Origin of the sequence: Glycomyces lechevalierae, assembly GCF_027622945.1 — a bacterium.
In the GTDB taxonomy this organism is placed as follows: Bacteria; Actinomycetota; Actinomycetes; order Mycobacteriales; family Micromonosporaceae; genus Glycomyces; species Glycomyces rutgersensis.
Map to the genome: position 1 here is coordinate 131,553 of NZ_JAPZVQ010000009.1, position 18,250 is coordinate 149,802.

The 18,250-nt window shown below is 69.9% G+C and carries 20 protein-coding genes; 7 read left to right on the forward strand and 13 right to left on the reverse strand.

Annotated features, from left to right (window positions below):
- The first annotated feature begins 647 nt into the window (after nucleotides 1–647).
- Nucleotides 648–2,027 (forward strand): glycoside hydrolase family 43 protein, encoded by a 1,380-nt coding sequence (locus O2L01_RS15620; RefSeq protein ID WP_270122892.1) that lies wholly within the window; start codon nucleotides 648–650, stop codon nucleotides 2,025–2,027.
- A gap of 122 nt (nucleotides 2,028–2,149) precedes the next feature.
- Here O2L01_RS15620 and O2L01_RS15625 read toward each other — a convergent pair whose 3' ends face one another.
- Nucleotides 2,150–3,250: a ricin-type beta-trefoil lectin domain protein gene (locus O2L01_RS15625; protein ID WP_270122893.1), complete on the reverse strand. Its 1,101-nt coding sequence runs from the start codon at nucleotides 3,248–3,250 to the stop codon at nucleotides 2,150–2,152.
- A 280-nt stretch (nucleotides 3,251–3,530) separates the two neighbouring features.
- Here O2L01_RS15625 and O2L01_RS15630 point away from each other — a divergent pair, with 280 nt between their 5' ends.
- The 3 genes from O2L01_RS15630 to O2L01_RS15640 all read left to right on the forward strand — a co-directional run bounded on the left by O2L01_RS15630 (nucleotide 3,531) and on the right by O2L01_RS15640 (nucleotide 5,372).
- Nucleotides 3,531–4,121 carry a TetR/AcrR family transcriptional regulator gene (locus O2L01_RS15630; protein ID WP_270122894.1) on the forward strand — a complete coding sequence of 197 codons (591 nt, stop codon included), beginning with the start codon at nucleotides 3,531–3,533 and terminating at the stop codon, nucleotides 4,119–4,121.
- 47 nt (nucleotides 4,122–4,168) lie between these two features.
- Nucleotides 4,169–5,095: an SDR family NAD(P)-dependent oxidoreductase gene (locus tag O2L01_RS15635; protein ID WP_270122895.1), complete on the forward strand. Its 927-nt coding sequence runs from the start codon at nucleotides 4,169–4,171 to the stop codon at nucleotides 5,093–5,095.
- A 94-nt stretch (nucleotides 5,096–5,189) separates the two neighbouring features.
- Nucleotides 5,190–5,372, forward strand: a complete 183-nt coding sequence (locus O2L01_RS15640; protein ID WP_270122896.1) for a hypothetical protein — start codon at nucleotides 5,190–5,192, stop codon at nucleotides 5,370–5,372.
- Between the two features lie 126 nt (nucleotides 5,373–5,498).
- Here the strand turns inward: O2L01_RS15640 and O2L01_RS15645 are convergent, their stop codons facing one another.
- Both O2L01_RS15645 and O2L01_RS15650 read right to left on the reverse strand, forming a co-directional pair.
- Nucleotides 5,499–6,182, reverse strand: coding sequence for a hypothetical protein (locus O2L01_RS15645; protein ID WP_270122897.1), 684 nt, complete (start codon nucleotides 6,180–6,182; stop codon nucleotides 5,499–5,501).
- Entirely contained in the window at nucleotides 6,182–6,874 is a 693-nt protein-coding gene (locus O2L01_RS15650) for a hypothetical protein (RefSeq protein ID WP_270122898.1), read from the reverse strand. The genes O2L01_RS15645 and O2L01_RS15650 overlap by 1 nt, the downstream gene beginning before the upstream one ends.
- A gap of 152 nt (nucleotides 6,875–7,026) precedes the next feature.
- On the opposite strand from O2L01_RS15650, the gene O2L01_RS15655 reads away from it, so the two are divergent.
- The gene (locus tag O2L01_RS15655) at nucleotides 7,027–9,855 is read left to right on the forward strand and encodes an AfsR/SARP family transcriptional regulator (RefSeq protein ID WP_270122899.1); all 2,829 of its coding nucleotides are present in this window, start codon (nucleotides 7,027–7,029) and stop codon (nucleotides 9,853–9,855) included.
- A gap of 67 nt (nucleotides 9,856–9,922) precedes the next feature.
- Here O2L01_RS15655 and O2L01_RS15660 read toward each other — a convergent pair whose 3' ends face one another.
- Both O2L01_RS15660 and O2L01_RS15665 read right to left on the reverse strand, forming a co-directional pair.
- Nucleotides 9,923–10,138 (reverse strand): hypothetical protein, encoded by a 216-nt coding sequence (locus O2L01_RS15660; protein WP_270122900.1) that lies wholly within the window; start codon nucleotides 10,136–10,138, stop codon nucleotides 9,923–9,925.
- A gap of 61 nt (nucleotides 10,139–10,199) precedes the next feature.
- Nucleotides 10,200–11,072 (reverse strand): LysR family transcriptional regulator, encoded by an 873-nt coding sequence (locus O2L01_RS15665; protein ID WP_270122901.1) that lies wholly within the window; start codon nucleotides 11,070–11,072, stop codon nucleotides 10,200–10,202.
- 94 nt (nucleotides 11,073–11,166) lie between these two features.
- Between O2L01_RS15665 and O2L01_RS15670 the strand changes: the two genes are divergently transcribed.
- Nucleotides 11,167–11,904, forward strand: a complete 738-nt coding sequence (locus O2L01_RS15670; RefSeq protein ID WP_270122902.1) for an SDR family oxidoreductase — start codon at nucleotides 11,167–11,169, stop codon at nucleotides 11,902–11,904.
- A 19-nt stretch (nucleotides 11,905–11,923) separates the two neighbouring features.
- On the opposite strand, the gene O2L01_RS15675 is transcribed toward O2L01_RS15670, so the two are convergent.
- The 6 genes from O2L01_RS15675 to O2L01_RS15700 all read right to left on the reverse strand — a co-directional run bounded on the left by O2L01_RS15675 (nucleotide 11,924) and on the right by O2L01_RS15700 (nucleotide 16,506).
- Nucleotides 11,924–12,667 carry an SDR family NAD(P)-dependent oxidoreductase gene (locus O2L01_RS15675; protein ID WP_270122903.1) on the reverse strand — a complete coding sequence of 248 codons (744 nt, stop codon included), beginning with the start codon at nucleotides 12,665–12,667 and terminating at the stop codon, nucleotides 11,924–11,926.
- A gap of 2 nt (nucleotides 12,668–12,669) precedes the next feature.
- A complete protein-coding gene (gene kynU / locus O2L01_RS15680; protein ID WP_270122904.1) occupies nucleotides 12,670–13,875 on the reverse strand; it encodes a kynureninase in 1,206 nt (401 codons plus the stop codon).
- Nucleotides 13,872–14,783, reverse strand: a complete 912-nt coding sequence (locus O2L01_RS15685) for an alpha/beta hydrolase (protein ID WP_270122905.1) — start codon at nucleotides 14,781–14,783, stop codon at nucleotides 13,872–13,874. The genes kynU and O2L01_RS15685 overlap by 4 nt, the downstream gene beginning before the upstream one ends.
- Complete coding sequence (locus tag O2L01_RS15690) at nucleotides 14,780–15,625, reverse strand: tryptophan 2,3-dioxygenase (RefSeq protein ID WP_270122906.1); 846 nt, start codon at nucleotides 15,623–15,625, stop codon at nucleotides 14,780–14,782. The genes O2L01_RS15685 and O2L01_RS15690 overlap by 4 nt, the downstream gene beginning before the upstream one ends.
- 63 nt (nucleotides 15,626–15,688) lie before the next feature.
- The gene (locus tag O2L01_RS15695; protein ID WP_344469294.1) at nucleotides 15,689–16,162 is read right to left on the reverse strand and encodes an SRPBCC domain-containing protein; all 474 of its coding nucleotides are present in this window, start codon (nucleotides 16,160–16,162) and stop codon (nucleotides 15,689–15,691) included.
- Nucleotides 16,163–16,170: 8 nt separating this feature from the next.
- Entirely contained in the window at nucleotides 16,171–16,506 is a 336-nt protein-coding gene (locus O2L01_RS15700; protein ID WP_270122908.1) for an ArsR/SmtB family transcription factor, read from the reverse strand.
- Nucleotides 16,507–16,616: 110 nt separating this feature from the next.
- Between O2L01_RS15700 and O2L01_RS15705 the strand changes: the two genes are divergently transcribed.
- Nucleotides 16,617–16,970, forward strand: coding sequence for a helix-turn-helix domain-containing protein (locus O2L01_RS15705; protein ID WP_270122909.1), 354 nt, complete (start codon nucleotides 16,617–16,619; stop codon nucleotides 16,968–16,970).
- A gap of 34 nt (nucleotides 16,971–17,004) precedes the next feature.
- Here O2L01_RS15705 and O2L01_RS15710 read toward each other — a convergent pair whose 3' ends face one another.
- A complete protein-coding gene (locus O2L01_RS15710) occupies nucleotides 17,005–17,592 on the reverse strand; it encodes a ClpP family protease (protein WP_270122910.1) in 588 nt (195 codons plus the stop codon).
- A complete protein-coding gene (locus O2L01_RS15715) occupies nucleotides 17,589–18,218 on the reverse strand; it encodes a ClpP family protease (protein WP_270122911.1) in 630 nt (209 codons plus the stop codon). The genes O2L01_RS15710 and O2L01_RS15715 overlap by 4 nt, the downstream gene beginning before the upstream one ends.
- Between the last annotated feature and the right edge of the window lie 32 nt (nucleotides 18,219–18,250).

Consider the following 18,250-nt stretch of genomic DNA (forward strand, 5'->3'; position numbering starts at 1 on the left):
TCGGGCGCTCCTCAGCGGATGCGGGTACGGGAAATGAGGGATTCGCAGGGGGCCGGCAGGGGGTGCCTCCGCTAAGGGTCAGCGGGAGGCGCAGAACGGTCTCGTTGCATGAATTGCCTTTCCTCGAGCAGACAAAGCCGCCTGTTATCGCTCACATGACGACATCTAGCTCCGAAAGATCTGATGATTTTTTCCGGCGATCTGAACTATAGAGAGATCTCTATGTGTAGTCAACGGCTCGACAGAGGTTTGTTGGTACACCTGAAGTTTGTCCTGAAAATCGGCCTGGCCCACTGCGGCGTCGAGGTCAGACCGCTGGTGGGTAGTGGGCGAGGATCTGGTGCGCCAGTTCCCTGACGCGGTGGCGCGCACCTGACCTCCCCGCTCGCACTGGCCTATCACCGGCTCCTCGTCGAGAACGGTCGTGCCGCTGCTTCCACGCTGCTACCCGCCGCCACTGTCGCCAAGCCGCACCGTGCCGGTGCCCCTGCGCGGCAAGCGTTTCGCGCCGCGAGGGGTCTCGCTCACTTACATCGATGTCCTTGACTTTCTAAATGTTACGGGTCACACTTATGCGCGGCGCGGATGTTACCGATCATCTCGGTCGCTCATCGAGCGCTGCTCCTGCTTCAGAAAGGCTGAGAACGATGCCGTCTCGCCGTACCCTGCTCACCACCGCGATGGCCTCCGCCGTCACCGCTGCCATCGCCGTTCCCACTGCCGCACAAGCGCAGTCGTACGCGGCGTACGCGATGGTGTACTTCAAGGAGTCGCCGAACTCGACCGACGACAGCTACGCGCTGCACCTCGCCGTCAGCAGCGACGGCCTCGAGTGGACGCCGCTGCATCAGAACCAGCCCGTCGCCACGCCGACTGAGGGCATGCTGGGCCTGCGCGACCCGTTCCTCCTCCGCAAGCAGGACGGCACGTTCACCGTCCTCGCCACCGACCTCAAAGGACGCGTGTTCAACCTCAACAACCAGTACATCCACGTCTGGGATTCCGCGGACCTGCGCAGCTTCACCGGCTACCGCCGCGTCAAGCTCCACGACCTCGCGACCCACTCGTGGGCGCCCACCGCGTTCTGGGATCCCTCACGCAGCGCGTACGCGGTCGTGTACTCGGCCAACAACGGCACCCGCGACGTCTTCATGGTCAACTACACCACCGACTTCGTGAACATGGGCGCCGCAGAGGTCTTCTTCGACCCCGGCTTCAACGTCCTCGACGGCGACGTCCTCATGCACAACGGCGCGTTTTACCTGGCCTACAAGAACCTCGGCGACAACAACCTGTATGTCGCCCGCTCGGCCACCGGTCAGCCGAACACCTTCACCACGCTCACCTCGGGCCTGCGCCAGGGTGACGCGATCGAGGCCCCGATCCTCGTGAAGTCCAACGCGGGCAACATGTTCTGGCTCTGGGGCGACTCCTTCGGGCCCGCCAACGCCGTGTTCTACGCCTGGCAGTCCAGCGACATCGGCGGCAACTCATGGGCGAGACTCGACCAGCGCACCTTCACCGCACCCATGAGCAGCAAGCACGCCGGGATCGTGCCGATCACCGAGGCCGAGCGGGCCGCGCTCCTGACCCGTTGGGGCGCACCGCAATGGAACCGGCTCAAGTCCTACAACTACCCGGACCGGTATGTGCGCCACGCCGACGCCGTCGGCCGGATCGACCCCTTCCCGATGGAGCCGCCCGCCGACCAGCAGTGGCGACTCCGGTCGGGCCTGGCCGACGCCGCGGGCGTCTCGTTCGAATCGGTGAACTACCCCGGCCGCTTCCTGCGCCACTCCGGTTACGCGATCCGCTTGGACCCCAACGACAACACGGCCCAGTTCGCCGCCGACGCCACCTTCACCCGCACCCCCGGCCTCGCCGACGCCGCCTGGGCGTCGTTCCGGTCCTACAACTACCCGGACCGGTACCTCCGCCACGCCGGGTACGTCCTGCGGATCGATCCGCTCACCAGCTCTTCGTCCGCATCGGACCGCCAGGACGCGACGTTCAGAGTCACTTTCTAACACCCTCCACGGCAAAGGGCCCCCGCGCGACGGCGGCGTGGATGCCCCGAATGGCCCGGCGGGCGTCCGGTGAGTGGTCGAGGATCTGGTGTGCCAGCTCTCAACGAGCTGGCACTCCTTAGTTACCGTCGGGTCCATTGCTGGTTGGCCTGGGCGCTGCCGCAGGTCCAGAGAGTGACCTTCGTGCCGTTACTGGTGCCCCAGCCCGAGGCGTCCAGGCACAGGCCGGACTGCACCCCGGTGATGGTGCCGTTGGCGTTGACGTTCCATTGTTGGTTGGCTTGTCCGTTGCAGTCCCAGATCACCACCTTGGTGCCGTTGCTGGTGCCCCCGCCGGAGGCGTCCAGGCACTTGTTGCCGTACACCTTCAACTGCTTGCCGGCGGTGTAGGTCCACTGCTGGTTGGAACCGCCCCAGCAGTCCCACAGCTGGACGTCGGTGCCGTTGGCGGTGCCGACCCCGGTGACCTCGAGGCAGCGACCGGACTGGGCGCCCACGATCTCGGTGCCGTCCGCAGAGCCGATGCTGCCGGGTACCGATCGCAGTGCGGAGTACCAGACCGCGGCCATCTTGTCGTATCCGGTGGCGGTCGGGTGGACCCCGTCGTCCAGGTCGGCGGTGGTCAGGGCGCTGTGCATGTCGACCATGTGGACGTGCTTGCCGGCGTTCACCTTGCTCTGCACGATGCCGGGGATGGTCGCGTTGAAGCTGTTCACCGCCGCGTCGCCCTCGGGCCACCCGAGCGGAGTGATCTGCGCGACGAACACCTCGGCGTTCGGCGCCGCCGTGTTGATGTGGTCGATCAGGGCGGACAGCCGGTTCGGGGCGGTCGAGACGTTGTAGTCCTGCAGGATGTCGTTGGTGCCGATGTGCAGCAGCACGGTCTGCGGCTGGTAGGTGTTCACCCAGTTGACGATGTTCGCGTCGATCTGGTCGATACGCCAGCCGGGGTGGCCCTCGTGATCGTGGTCGCCGAGGTTCCCCGGCCCGTTGAACTGCGACCCGACGAAGTCCGTGGTGTACCCGCCGCCCGCGAGGCGCTGCCACAGGCCGATCCGATATCCGCCCGGCGTCGCGGTGCCCTCGGTGATGGAGTCGCCCAGCGGCATGACCCGAACCCCGCCGTTCGACTCCGCACTGGCGGAACCGACCGGCGCCGTCACGATGGCCGCCGCGACACCGAGTGCCGCGAGGACCCCGAGCCACCTTGCTCTTATTCGCATCTCTTGCCCCTTGAATTCATAGGATTATTTCCGTTCCAGATGGCCGTAGTGATCAGATCTGGGCGGGGCCGGTCGCAACCTAGTCCCGAAACATCTGATGATTTTTCCGGCGATTCGAACTATAGAGAGATATCTATGTGTAGTCAACGACTCGACGGGGGTTTGTTGGTACACCTAGCGTTAATTGCCGCGTCGAGTGCCACCTTCAAGTGGGATAGAGCACAGTGATGATGAATTCGTAGTGACTACGGAATTGTAGTGACTGCTGTATGGTCGACTGATGGCGACGACCGATGGATCCACCCCGGGCAGGCGCGAGCGGAAGAAGGCGGCGACTCGCAAAGCCCTGTCCGACGCCGCGCTGGAACTCTTCTTGGAGCGGGGGTACGACAAGGTCACGGTCGCGCAGATCGCGGAGGCCGCGGACACGGCCGTCACGACGCTCTTCGCGCACTTCCCCGCCGGCAAGGAAGCCCTCATCCTCGACGACAGCGGCGAGCGGGAGCGGTCGCTGACCGCGGCCGTCCGCGACCGTCCTGAAGGGACATCCGTGCTGGACGCGCTGCACGCGTTCTTCGCCGGTCGGGCCCCTTTTGCCGAGGACCTTCCCGAGGAGTACCGGCGCCGCATGGATCTGGTGCTGCGCACCCCGGAGCTCTGCGCCTACGCCCGCCAGGTCTGGATCGCATGTCAGGCCGCCCTCGCCGACCTCCTGGCCGAGGCCGCGGGCCGCGCGGAGCCCGACGAGTCCCTGCGCATCCTCGCCCGCTACATCCTGGAGACCCCCGACCTCGCGTCCGGCCGACCGGACCGCCGGGCCGCCCTCGCCGAGGCGTTCACCCGGCTCAAGCGCGGCTGGCCCGACCTGTGAGCCTCACCCGTCTCTTCCCATCCCCATGCAACGCATAGGACGCTGTCATGAACTGGAATCCCCGCCGACTGCCGCGCGCCGACGACAAGAACGTCCTGGTGACCGGCGGAAACGCCGGCATCGGCTACTTCATCGCCGAACAGTTCGCCGCGGCGGGAGCCGTTGTCGTCCTCGGTTGCCGCGACCCGTCCAAGGCCGCCGTCGCCGGTGCGGCGATACGGGCCCGGGTACCGGGCGCCCGGATCCACCACATGCAGCTCGACCTCGCTGACCTCGCTTCGCTGCAGGCGGCGGTGGACGGGATGCCGCTCGACTGTCTCGACGTCGCCGTCCTCAACGCCGGGATCGCGATCGACGACCCGCCGCGCCGGGAGAACACCGCCGGTCATGAGTTGATGCTCGCCACCAACCACCTCGGGCATTTCGCACTCACGCACCGGCTCGCCCCGCTGCTCGCCGCCGCGCCCGCCGCGCGGATCGTCACCATGGGCAGCTTCGCCGCGCGCTCCGAGCGGCTAGACCTGGACGACCTCCAGTCCACCCGCTCCTACCAGCCGAAGCGGACCTACGGCCGTTCCAAACTGGCGCAGATGATCTTCGCCTTCGAGCTCGACCGCCGCCTCCGCGCCGCGGGTGGCGATCTCATCAGCGTCCTCGCCCATCCCGGCGGCGCCCTCGACTCCCTGACCCCCGCGCGGCCCGGCGTCCACGTGCGCTCCCGCGCGAGCTACTTGAGGGGCCTGGCGGGCGGACTCGTCCTGCAGGGCAAGGACGCCGGCGCCTGGTCCGCGGTCCGAGCCGCACTCGACCCCGAGGTCGTCGGCGGCCAGCTCTGGGGTCCGCGGGTGTTCGGCCTCCGCGGACAGCCCCGCCTGGAGCAGCCGCAGCAGCACATGACCGACCCCGAGACCGCCCGGCAACTGTGGACCGCGAGCGTCGAGCTGACCGGCGTCGATCCTGTAGCGGCACTGTGAAATCGGAGCACCGGCTGCCGCCGCCCGCGCGACGGCCGGGACCGGTCCCGGGAGCGGTTTGCTACAAAGGAAGTCGCTCTTGGAAGGAGGCACGATGACGCACAAGCGCTTGATAGGCGGGGCGTTCATCGTGGCGGCCGTGATCGTGTTGGCGGTCGTCGCGGTGATCGTCGTCGTCATCGACGACGTCAGGAATCCGCCGGAAGCCCGATCGGGTTGCGCCGGAGGCGAGCGCGTTCGCCATCGGTCCGACCAGGAACTGATGCTCGCCGCGTGAACCGTCGTCGAACGTGTTGTCGGGCCTGGGGGAGTTTCGCCCCCAGGCCCGAATCCTGTTGTGCCCGAACCGTCCTCGGCAGGGTCGGAGCCGCCCGCGTTCAGAGACGGCGAGGACCGGTGCCCCTCAGCTCCACGGTTCCGCCGGTGCCGGGACCGTGATGCAGTTGTCCGCGCGGCTGAGGTCGCGGCCGGTGGCGCAGAGCTGCATGTCGCCTGACAGATCGGCGTCGTCCATGATCTGGAAGGCCAGGCCGCCGATCATGGTCGCGCCGGCCTGGAGGTCGACGCGCCCGAAGGCGTCGGCGCTGCCCCACATGTGGTCGCGCCACTCGTCGTCGGGGACCGCTTCGAGACTGGTGATGGGGTTGGCGACGCAGTCCCCGTAGGCGTCGGTGCCGTCGGCCGCGCAGGCGCCGTCGACAGCGGGGAAGTCCAGCTTGAAGTCGAAGTAGTTCAACCAGGCGTCGGCCACGCCGCGGTCGTCGGCTTCGCCGGTCACCGCGACGTAGACGACCATGTAGTGCGCGTCCGCGTCGGCAATGTGGTCGGCGAGTTCGGTCTGCCAGACCGTGTCCACGGCCTTGAGCCGCAACCCGACTGGCGCCACCCCCTGCTCGACGTACAGCAGCTCCTCGCCGGGGAAGTCGGCGAAGGCGGTGTAGGTCGGCCCGGACGGGCCCTCAGACGACTCCTGTTGCGACTCTTGCTGCGAGGTCGATTCGGCGGCGTCGGTGTCGCCGCTGTTCGTGCATCCGGTGAGCGCCAGAAGGAGTGCCGCGGTGACGGCGGAGATCGGTCGCGTCGACATCAGCTTCGCTCCTCGGTCGGCGCGGGAACGGTGACGCAGTTGTCCCACTCCATGAGGACCGACTCGCCGCCCCCGCAGAACTCGATCGCGCTAGTCACCTCGAAGTCGTCCGGGACGGTGAAGGCCGCGACCCCGGCCACGGTCGCCCCGGCGTCCAGCGGCGAGCCGCCGAGGGTCGATTCCGTCCAACCATAGGTGCCCCAGTCCTCGTAGGGCACGTCCTCGAGGTAGGTGACCATGGTGGCCATGTCGTGGCAGATCTCCTCCATCGACTCGTCCCGGGCGCCGAGCGCGTCCCGGTTGCAGTCGTCGCCGGACCCGAACCGCAGCCCCACCGAGAAGGCGTTCAGGTAGGCCTCTTCCACACCGCGGTCGGCCTGTTCGCCGGTCGCCACGACGTAGACCGCGAGGTAGTGGGATCCCATCTGGGCGGGCCTGCCGGCCAGCTCGGTGAGCCACGCGGTCTCCACCGGCTTGACCCGCAGGCGGTACTCCTCGCGGCCGTCGGTGTACAGCAGCTCCTCGCCGGGGTAGTCCTCGAATTGCGAGTACGCGGGCTCGGACGCGCTCGTCGGCGCGTCCGCTTCAGTGGTCGTCGCCTCGGACGAGCTCTCGTCGCCACCGCTTTCGGAGCATCCGGCGAGTGCGAGGAGCAGACTCAGCGCGAGTAGGGACGGGGAACGAAAGGACATGCGGTTTCCTTGGTCTATCGCTGGGCTTCGCCGCCTTCGCCCGCCACGCCGATGGCGGGTTCTCGCGGCCATAGGGAGCACTCTCCCCGAACCCGGCTTCAGATCGGCTTCACCATGCCGACGCCCCTGTTCGCCAGGGCTAAAATGACGACGTGTCGGACCTTGACGGCGGCGAAAGCTGCGCCAGCACGCCTGCCGGATCACCTGGCCGCGTTGAACTCGGTGTACTCGGGCCCCTGCGGGTCGCCGCGGGCGGCACGGAACTGGAGCTGACCTCCCCGCGGTCGCGCAGCTTCCTTGCACTGCTGGTGCTCAACGCCGGCAGGCAGGTCTCGTTGTCCGAGTTCGCGGATGCCCTGTGGGGGGCGGAACTTCCGCAGAACCCCCGCCGCGCGGTGCAGTTGTGCGCGGTGCGGGTGCGGGCGCAACTCGACCGGATCGGCGCCGGCGACATCGTGGTGACCTGTCCCGACGGGTACCGGCTCGACGTCCCACCGGAGGCCACCGATACCGGGGCCCTCGCGCTCCGCCTGAGTGAAGCCGATGCGGCCGCGGACGACGCCGAACGCGAACTGGCCGCGGTGACGGCGGCGCTCGGACTGTGGCGGGGTGAGCCGCTGGCGGACGTCCCGTCAGAGGAGCTGCAGCGCGAGGTCGCGCCCGGCCTGCGCGAGAAGCGGCTGCAGCTGCTGGAGCGGCGCTTCGACATCCTGCTCCGCCGCGGGAGCGGCGCCGAGCTGGTGGACGAACTGGTGGCCCTCACGGCTCGGCACCCGTTGCGCGAGGGGCTCAGCGGCCAGTTGATGCAGGCGCTGCACCACTGTGGACGACGCGGCGAGGCTTTGGACGTCTACCACCGGTTCCGCCGCCGATTGAGCGACGAGTTCGGGGTCGAACCGAGCGAGTCGATGCGGACGCTGCACGCCGCGATCCTGACCGGCAGGCAGGACGAGGACCGCGGCACCGAGCCGCTGCGGCTGCCGGTTCCGCGCCAGCTCCCGGCGAGTGCGGGGGCCTTCTCGGGGCGCAAGGGCGAACTCGCCGAGCTCGACGGGCTGCTGACGGCGATGAACGGGTCGTCAGGGCCGGTCGTCGGTGTGGTCACCGGGACGGCCGGGGTCGGGAAGACCACGCTGGCGGTCCACTGGGCGCGCCGGGTCGCCGACCGGTTCGTCGACGGGCAGCTCTTCGCCGACCTGCGCGGTTACCATCCGGGGCAGGCGTTGTCGCCGGATCGTGTGCAGGCGCGGTTCCTGCGGACGCTGGGGGTGCGCGGTGAGGACATCCCCACCGACGCCGACGAACTCACCGCGATGTTCCGGTCCACGATGGACGGCCGACGTCTGCTCATGGTGCTGGACAACGCGAACAGCGCCGACCAGGTCCGGCCGCTGCTGCCGACCGGGCCCGACTGCCTGGCCGTCGTCACCAGCCGGGACGCCCTGCTGAGCCTGATCGCCATCGACGGGGCGAGCCGGGTCAACCTGGAGCTGTTCGACATGGTCGAGGCGCGGGAGCTGCTGGCGCGGCGGCTCGGCCCCGAACGGCTGGCCGTCGAGTCGCAGGCCGCCGATGACATCATCGCCGCCAGCGCACGGCTTCCGCTGGCGCTCGCGATCGCCGCCGCCCGCGCCGTGATCGACCGGGGCGCCCCGCTCAGCGCGCTCGCCGAGCAGCTGCGCGGCGGGCTCGACGCCTTCGACACCGCATCGGACCTGACGGACGTGCGCGCGGTGTTCTCGTGGTCGTATCGCGCGTTGAGCCCGGACGCCGCCCGTATGCTGCGGCTGCTCGGGCTCCATCCGGGTCCGCATCTGACGGTGCCCGCCGCGGCGAGCCTCGGCGGCCTCCCGGTGCGGACGGCAGGGAGGCTGCTCGACGAGCTGGTGCGGGCGAACCTCGTCACCGAACCGGTCCCGGGGCGCTTCGCCTTGCACGACTTGATGCGTGAGTACGCCGCCGAGCTGGTGTCCGCCGACGAGGCCGAGGCCGACCGGGATCGAGCCGTCCGCCGCCTCCTCGACCACTACCTGCACAACGGTTACGCCGCAGTGGACGTCATCGACCCGCTGCTGACCGGCGACGGGCCGGGTGAGGCGCTTCCCGAGGTCGCGCTGGAGGATCTGGCGGACCATGACGCGGCCCTGAACTGGATCACGGCCGAGCAGGAGGTGCTGCTGTCCATCCTGGACTGGGCGGCGGACGCCGGGTTCGACCGGCAGGTATGGCAACTGGTGTGGGTCCTCTTCCCGTACCTCATGCGGCAGGGAAGCCCGGCGCAGGCCATCAGTTGTCTCGAGGCGGCGCTGAAGGCCGGTGAACGGCTCGGCGAACCCCTCCTGCAGGCGCGGGCGCACCGGGGGCTCGGGAACATGTACCTGCGGGCGGCCCGCGACGAGGACGCCGACCGGCACTTCGAGACGGCGCTGACCCTCTATCGCGACAACGGCGACCTCTCGGGCGAGGCGCACGTCGCCATGGGCCTGGCGGCGTTCCGCGAACAGCAGGGCCGGCACCCCGAGGCCCTGGAGCACGCGCTGCGGGCGCTGGACCTGCACGAGCGGCTGGGCGACACCGGTTCTCACGCGAACGCCCTCAACTCGGTGGCCTGCTGCTACATCCAGGTGGGGCAGCATCAACTGGCGCTCGACCACGGTCGACGGTCGCTCGCGGCGTTCCGGGAACTGAAGGCCCCTGAGGCGGAATCCGCGGTGATGGACACGATCGGCGACGCCCACCAGCAGTTGGGGCAGTTCACCGAGGCGATCGACAGCTATCAGGAGGCCATCCGGCTGGCCCGGCAGGTGGGAAACCGCTTCTACACGGCCCGGAGCCTCGACAACCTCGGCGACACCTATCACGCGAGCGGCGACCAGGCTGCGGCCCAAGGCGCTTGGCGCGAAGCCGAGGCCATCTTCGACGAGCTCCAGCACCCCGCCGTACGACAGGTCCGGGGCAAGCTCGCCGGAGCCGCTGCGTAACGGCCGAATGGACCGCCGTCGTCCCGGGCGTTGCCCAGGGCTCTTCGCGAGCCATGCCCGGCACGAGTCAGCGCAGGGCTCCGTAGATCGCGGTGAGGGCGTGCCGGCGGGCGGTCTCGGTGTCGAAGCCGCCGGGGTTCCAGGTGCAGGCGAGGTTGAGGGCCGCGAGTCTGCCGGTGGCCCTGATGGTGCTGACCGCGTGGAGGATCGCGCCGAGGTCGGGGCCGCCTTCGGCCTGGTAGCGGGCGTCGACCAGGTGGAAGGGCACGCGAATGAAGGCCATGGCATCACGCTAGACGGTATCCGTTGCCGCCCAAAAGGTCTCGCCTCCAGATGCCTCGCCGTCAAAGCTGGATGGCGGTGCGGATGAGTCGGGCGAGCGGGCGGGAGCGGCTGTGCGGGGGCCAGGCGATGTGGGTGGTGACGGGCGGGGCGTCGGTGAGGGCGACGGCGGCGTGTTCGGCCCAGAGCCAGGTGCGCGAGGACTCGGGGCAGACGGCGGCGGTGCGGCCGAGCGCGATGAGTTGGGCCAGTTGGGTCTGGTCGCGGATCTCGGGGCCGGGGCCGGGCGGATAGGTCCCGTTGCGGGGCCAGCGGGCGAGAGGAAGGTCCGGGAGGTCGGTGACCTCGGTCAGGCTGAGCGTCGTGCGGGTGGCGAGCGGGTGCGAGGCGGGGAGGACGGCGATGCGGCCTTCGGTCAGGAGTTCCTCGCTGTCGAACCCGGCGAGGGAGTCGAACGGGGTCTGCATGAGCGCCACGTCGGCGCGGCCGTCGCGCAGCATGATCTCCTGCTCGCCTATGCCGCAAGGCAACAGCTCGATCTCGGCGGCCTCGGGTTGGGCCGCATACGCATCGAGCAGCTTGCGCAGCAGTTCCTGGGAGGCGGCGGCCTTGACCGCCAGGACCAGGCGCTCGCAGGCCACGCCTGAGTGACCGGCGCCGCCGGCGCGGCGGGTCCGGCGCGCGGCGGCCGTGGTCGCGCACAGGGCGGCGCGGCCCTCGGCGAGGAGGACCTCTCCGGCGCCGGTCAGCGAGACGCCGCGGCGGTTGCGGTTCAGGAGCGGGACGCCGAGGCGCCGTTCGAGCTGCTGGATCGCCCGGGACAGCGGCGGCTGGGCGATGCCGAGTCGCCTTGCGGCGCGGCCGAAGTGCAGTTCCTCGGCGACGGCCACGAAGTATCGGAGCTCGCGGGTCTCCAGGATCTCGGACGTGTCCATGCCCAGAGTGTACTTTCCGGTGATACTCGAGGGGTATCACTGGATGCCCGATCGGTGTTGTTCGCATCGCTTCCCCAGGGCGAGTATCGATCCCGTGAATGAAACGAAGATTGCGCTGGTTACCGGCGCGAACAAGGGAATCGGGTACGAGATCGCGACCGGTCTCGGTGCCCTCGGATACCGCGTGGGCGTGGGCGCCCGGGACGAGGCGCGGCTCGAGGCCGCCGTGGAGAAGCTGCGCGCGGCTGGCTTGGACGCGTTCGGTGTGCCGCTCGATGTGACCGCCGACCAGAGTGTCACCGCCGCAGCGGAACTCATCGACCAGCAGGCGGGACGCCTGGACGTCCTGGTCAACAACGCCGGGGTCTCGGGACCGACCGGCCCGGACTGGGGGCAGGACCCGACCACGCTCGACCTCGACGTGGTCCGCACGGTCGTGGACACCAACGTCTTCGGCGTCATCCGCGTCACCAACGCGATGCTGCCGCTGCTGCGGCGCTCCGCGTCGCCGCGCATCGTCAACGTCTCCAGCAGCGTCGGCTCCCTTTCCCTGCAAGCGGACCCGAACGTCGAGATCGGGCCCGTCATGGCGGCCTACGCGCCGACGAAGTCGTACCTCAACGCCTTCACCGTGCAGTACGCCCGGCAGTTCGCCGGGACGAACCTCCTGATCAACGCCGCCTGCCCGGGCCTCGTCGCGACCGACTTCACCGGTTTCTTCGGCCCCCGCACCCCCGAGCAGGGCGCGGCCGTCGCGATCCGGCTCGCCACCCTCCCGGACGACGGCCCGACCGGTTCGTTCTTCAACGACGACGGCGTCGTGCCCTGGTAGAACCGGGATCGCCTGGCGGTCAGCGCAGGTAGGACGCTCCGAACATGTCGAGGATCGCCCCGGTCGCGAACTCGGCGTCGGGGGAAGCGCAGAAGAGGACGGCCGCGGCGATCTCCTCGGGGCGGGCGACGCGGCCCAGCGGGCTCTGGGCCTTGATGGCCTCGACGTCGGGACCGGCCAGGATCGGGTCGGCCATGCCGGCGTCGACGAAGCCGGGGGCGACGGTCATGACGGCGATGCCCCGGTGGCCGACCGCCTGGGCGAGGGATTGGCCGAAGGCGTTGAGGCCCGCTTTGGCTGCGGCGTAGGCCATCTCCTCGGGTTCGCCGCGCACGGCGCTGCGGGAGGAGATGTTGACGATCCGGCCGCCGCCGTGGTCCTTCATGTGGTGGACCGCGCAGTACGCGAGGTTCACGGGCCCTTGGAGGTTGGCGGCCATCGTGAACGACCAGGCGTCCTGCCATTCGCCGTACGAGACGTCGAGGACGGGATGGGGACGTTCGACCCCGGCATTGTTGACGAGGACGTCCAGTCCGCCAAGGGCTTCGACGGTGTCGGCGACCAGTTGCCGCGCCTGTTCCGGGTCGGTGAGGTCGGCTCCGATCACGTGGTGGCCGGTGCCGGGGAGTGCGGACAGGACTTTCTCGGCCGCTTCGCGTCTGCGGTGGTAGTGGACGACGACGCGGTCACCGGCCTCGGCGAACGCGTGCGCGATGGCCGCGCCGATGCCGCCCGAAGCGCCTGTCACCAGCACTGATCTCATGGTCAACCTCGAATCTGCGTGGAAGGGGGGAAGTGCCGTACGGCCTCCCAGATCTGCTCGAAGCTCGTCGACAGCGCACCCGGCGCCAGCCTGATCCGGTTGGGGCCCAGGTAATCGACGAGGACGTTGTGCTGGGCCAGTCCGGCCGCGATCGCGCGGGCCTCAGGATGCTCGAAGGTCACGTGCGCGCCGCGGCCTTCGGCGTCGCGCGGGGAGGCGAGCCGCAGATACGGCGCGTACGCCGCGACCAGGTCGATGACGAACTCGGTCAAGAGGAGGCTCTTCGCGCGCACCCGGTCGATGCCCGCTTCGAGGAGCAGGTCCAGGCTCGGTTCGACAGCCGCCAGGGCGAGGATCGACGGCGTGCCGCACAGGAAACGCTCGATCCCGGGCACGGGGTCGTACGCCGGGCCCATCCCGAACTGGTCGCGCTGGCCGAACCATCCCCAGATCGGCTGCCGCAGTACGGGATGGAGGTCCTTGCGCACGTAGAGGAACGCGGGCGCGCCCGGCCCGCCGCACAGGTACTTGTACGAGCAGCCCACGGCCAGGTCCGCGCCCGTGGCGTCGAGCGCGATCGGGACCGCGCCGGTCGCGTGGCTGAGGTCCCAGAGGACCAGAGCGCCCGCTTCATGGGCGAGTTCGTTGGCCCGGGCCATGTCGAGCAGTGCGCCGGAGCGGTAGTCCACTAGGGAGAGGACTACGACCGCCACCTCTTCGTCCAGCAGGCTCCCGAGGGAATTGAGGTCCACGCCCTTGTCCGGGTGGGCTTCCACGGGGCGGAGGTCGGCTTGGCCCAGGGCTTCGATGCCCTGGGCCACATAGCGATCGGTGGCGAAGTTCCGGTCGTCGGTGATCATCGCGCGACGGCCGCTGTGGCGCAGTGCGGCCATGGCGAGCTTGTACAGGTTGACCGTCACCGAGTCGCTGTAGACGACCTGTCCTGGTGCGGCGCCGAGCATGCCGGCTCCCAGGCGGTCGCCCAGGCGCTGGGGGTGGTCGAGCCACGAGTCCCAGCCCTGGACGAGTCGGCCGGCCCATTCCCGGTCGACGAAGCGCGCGAGCGCGTCGGCGGTGTCTGCGGGCGGGCGTCCGAGCGAGGCCTCGTCGAGGTAGCGCAGCTCGGGGCCGGGGACGCGGAAGCGGTCGGCGTACGCACGGAGCGGGTCGGCGGCGTCGAGTTCGCGGGCCTTCGCCTGCCAGGTCATGGCCGGACCCCCATGAGTTCCAGTGCCTTGCGGCCCAACGTGGTGGAGGGATCGCCCAGGTCCAGCGGGAGGTCGAAGTGGTTGCGGTCCTGGACGATCAGCGAGTCGCCCGGGTGGGCGCGGAGCCAGGCCTCGTGTTGCTCCGAAAATCCGGCGGGTTCGCGCTCTCCTCGCGCCACTATGGACGGCGGTGTCTCGATCGGCAGGCGCAGCGGGCTGTTGCGGCGTGCGGTCGCCTCGTCCATGCCGACCGCGCCGTTGATGTACGTCCCCACCAAGGGTTCGAGGTCGTACACGCCGCTGAGGAGGATCGCGCCGCTCACCCGCTCGTCCGGCAGACACATCGCGGCGAGGTGCGCCCCCGCGGAACTGCCGGCGAGGTAGACGGGTCGCGATCCGGCTGCGCCCGTGAGGAAGCGGACCCCGGCCCGGACCATCGCGACGATCGCGTCCAGGTCGAGTCGGGGCGCGAGGCCGTAGCCGAGCACGGCGACCGTGACGCCCTGCGCGTGCAGGCCCGGGACCATGAAGGCCGAGTCCGACTTGTCGAGTTCCTGCCAGTAGCCGCCGTGGATATAGATGAGCAGCGGGCCGTCTGCCGGGAAGAGGTCGATCCGCGCCATGGGGTCGTCCCCGTAAGCGATCTCCTTCCACGGCACCGTCTCCCGCGCCTTCCGGCTCTCCTCCGCGTACCGGTCGAGGACGGCCGCGGCGTCGGGAACGAGCCTGCTGGGGGAGTAATCGCGGTCGCGGCGGACGCGGGCGAGGAATTCGGGTTCGGGGAGGTCGACGAGGCCAGGGCCGTGTCCGGCGAGGAGCATGGCGGCGAACGTCCGGGCGTCATCCGCGCCGAACTCGGGGAAGGCCTCCCGCAGCCGCGCCGCGAGGGCGTCCTGTGCCGGTCTCATATGTCGCTGCGGACCTCCCACAGATCCGGGAATGCCGGCGTGTGCAGGGTCGTCATCAGGTAGCCCGCGCCGGACGAGCCGCCCGTGCCGCGTTTGCCGCCGATCGTGCGCTGGACCATCTTGACGTGCCGGTAGCGCCATTCCTGCACGGCTTCATCGATGTCGACCATGCGCTCGGCGACCTGCGAGGGCTCGCCGTCGTCGCGGTAGACCTGCAGCAGCACGCGCTGGGTCTCGGCCGAGGGCTCGAGCGGGGCGCCGAGGTCGGCGCGCGGCGGGACCTCGTAGCCGGAGAGCGCGAGGTAGGCCAGGAAGGAGTCGTAGAGGGACGGGCGGGCCATCGCTGCCGCGATGCGTTGGCGCGCTTCGCCTTCGGGGTGCTGCTGAAGGACGCGCGGGTCGCGGCGGCCGAGGACGGCCTCAAGTTCGCGGAACTGGGCGGACTGGAAGCCGCTGGCGTCCTCGAGCCGGCCGCGGAAGCCCTTGAACTGGAGCGGGGTCATCGTCTCGAGGACGTGCACCTGCTCGACCAGCACGCCGAGGATCGCGAGGAGCCGCTTGAGGGTGCGCAGCGCGTGCTGGCCGTCCCCGGTCTCGAGGCGTTCCTGCAGGTGGGCGAGTTCGTGGAGGAGCTGCTTGAACCACAGCTCGTAGGTCTGGTGGATGACGATGAACAGCATCTCGTCGTGCTCTTCGGAGCGGGGGCGTTGCGCCGCAAGGAGTTCGTCGAGCGCGAGGTACGAGCTGTACGTCAGCGCCCGGTGCTCTCCGGCGGGGAACAGCCGCGCACCGTCGGGTTCGCCGCCCGGATCGCGGCTCGACAGCACTTGGGGCTCAGCCATACCGGTCAGCGTAACTGCTGCCGCCCGGGCCGAGTGCGATTCGCGGCGGTCCGGTTTCGCGCGCTAGCCGGCCTCGGATTCGGTGAGCGCGGCGAGCTGGCCGGTCACCGTGCCCCAGCCTTCGGCGAAGCCGAGCTTCTCGTGGAGCTCGCGCGCGGCCGGGTCGCCGTGGCGGACGCGGACGCGGTAGTCGGTGCCCTCCGGGTGGTCGGCGAGCATGATCTCGGCGGTCATGGCGACCGGCTGCGGGCTGGCCGGCCGCCAGTCGCTGTCGAGGCCGTTGGTGAAGACGAGCCGCAGGCGGTCCTCGACGAGGAGGAAGCAGCCGTCCAGGTGCGGGACGAACACCTCGCCGTCCTCGCTCATGCGGGTGACGAGCGCGCCGCCGGGCCGGGCTTCGAGGCGGTCGACGCGGCAGTGCAGCGGGGCCGGGAGCCACCATCGCGCGAAGCGGTCCGGGTCGGTCCAGGCCCGCCAGACGCGGTCGCGCGGAGCGCGGATGACGCGCTCGAGGCCCAGGTCCAGGGCAGGGTTCAGTGCGGGATTCATTGCTCCTCCTCAGGATCGGTGACGAAGCGCTCGAGCCTGTCGGTGCGCTCCTCCCAGCCCCGGCGCTGCTCGGCGAGCCAGCCGTCGACGAGCGCGAGGCGCTCGCGGCGGAGCGCGCAGGTGCGCACGCGACCGGATTTGGTGGTGCGGATGAGGCCGTTGGCCTCGAGCGTCCGCACGTGCTTCATGAACGAGGGCAGGGTGATCGGGAAGGCGTCCGCGAGGTCGCCCACGCTCTGGGGGCCGCGGCCGAGGCGTCGCACGACCTCGCGCCTGGTGGGGTCGGCGAGGGCGGTGAACAGGCCGTCCAGCTCCTCCGAATACTTTGCCATGAGGCTAAGTATCGCGCATCGCGGCGGTGGACGCAAGGGAACCGGGGTTTCCGTTCTGCTCAGGGCGAAACGTCCTGTTCAGCACGGCTCTCGCGGCTTTACGATGAGGCATGGCCGAGACTGCTGCACCGGATCACGCGTCGCCGGACGAGAGCCCGAAGCGCACCGAGGGCGAACCCCTGTGGCGCGACGCCCTCGGCGAATGCCTCCGCGACCTGCGCCACGACCGCGGCGAGAAGCTCACGGACACCGCCGGGCGGGCCGGGATCTCGCCGCAGTACCTCTCCGAGATCGAGCGCGGCATGAAGGACCCGTCGAGCGAGATGATCGCCGCCGTGGCCGGGGCCCTCGAACTCACGTTGACGGACTTGACGGTGGCGGTCGCCGAGCGGCTGCGGACGGTCCAGTTCACGGCCTCGGTCGCCGCGTACGTGCACCGCTCGGCGTACGCCCTCGCCGCCTAGCGCTCGACGGTCACCGTTCGCTTCACCGTTCGCTTCACCGTTCAACCATGACGTGGTCGATGAGGCCGTAGTCCTTCGCCGCCTCGGCGGTGAAGACGCGGTCCCGGTCGGTGTCCGCGCGCAGCGCCTCGGCGGTCTGGCCGGTGTGGCGCGAGAGGATCGCCTCGATGTCCGCGCGCACCCGCACGATCTCGTCGGCCGCGAGGATCAGGTCCGGGATCGTCCCGCGCCCCTGCCCGGCGGGCTGGTGGAGCACGACCCGGGCGTGCGGCAGCGCCGCGCGCATCCCCTCGGCGCCGGCCGCGAGGAGCACCGCGCCGACGGCCACGGCCTGGCCGACGCAGGTGGTCGCCACTTTCGCCTTGATGTACCGCATCGTGTCGTAGACGCCGAGCATCGCGCTCGGGTCGCCGCCCTCGCAGTTGATGAAGAGGTTGATGGTGCGCTCGGGGTTCTCCGCGTCCAGGTGCAGGAGCTGCGCGACGAGCGCGTTCGCCACGCCGGCGTCGATCCCGGTGCCCAGATAGATGATGCGCTCGCTGAGCAGGTACGAGTAGACGTCCATGATCCGCTCGCCGCGGTCGTTCTTGGTGATCACGTTGGGGATCGTGTAGCTGCTCATGCGGAGGCTCCTTCGCGGGTGAGGCCGAGGCCGATGCTGCGGCGGGCGTGCGGGGCGATCTCGTCGAACGCGGTGACGACGCCGTCGATGAAGCCGTAGTCGAGCGCTTCGGTCGCGGTGTACCAGCGGTCGTGGAGGGAGTCCTCGAAGACGCGCTCCAGCGGCTGGCCGGTGTCCTCGGCGATGAGGCCGAGCACGGTGTCGCGGGTGTGCCGCAGGTCGTTGGCCTGCAGTTCGATGTCGACGGCGGCGCCGCCGATCCCGGCCGAGCCCTGATGCATCAGGACGCGGGCGTGCGGGAGGGCGCGGCGCTTGCCCTTGGTGCCCGAGGAGAGCAGGAACTGGCCCGCGCTGCACGCCAGCCCCAGCGCCAATGTGGACACATCGCAGGGGATGAGCCGCATGACGTCCCGGATCGCGAGCATCGAGGGCACCGACCCGCCCGGGGAGTGGATCCACAGTGCGATGTCGGCGGAGGCGTTCTCCCCTGCGAGGGAGAGCATCTGCGTGGCGAGGAGGGTCCCGTTGTCGTCGTCCAGCGCGCCGTCGAGGACGAGCACGCGCTGCTGGTACAGCTCGCGGCGGGCCCTGTCGTCGAACAGCGGCGGTTTCCCGTTTTCACTCATGCCTCCACCATGGCGGGGCGCGGGTGCGGGCC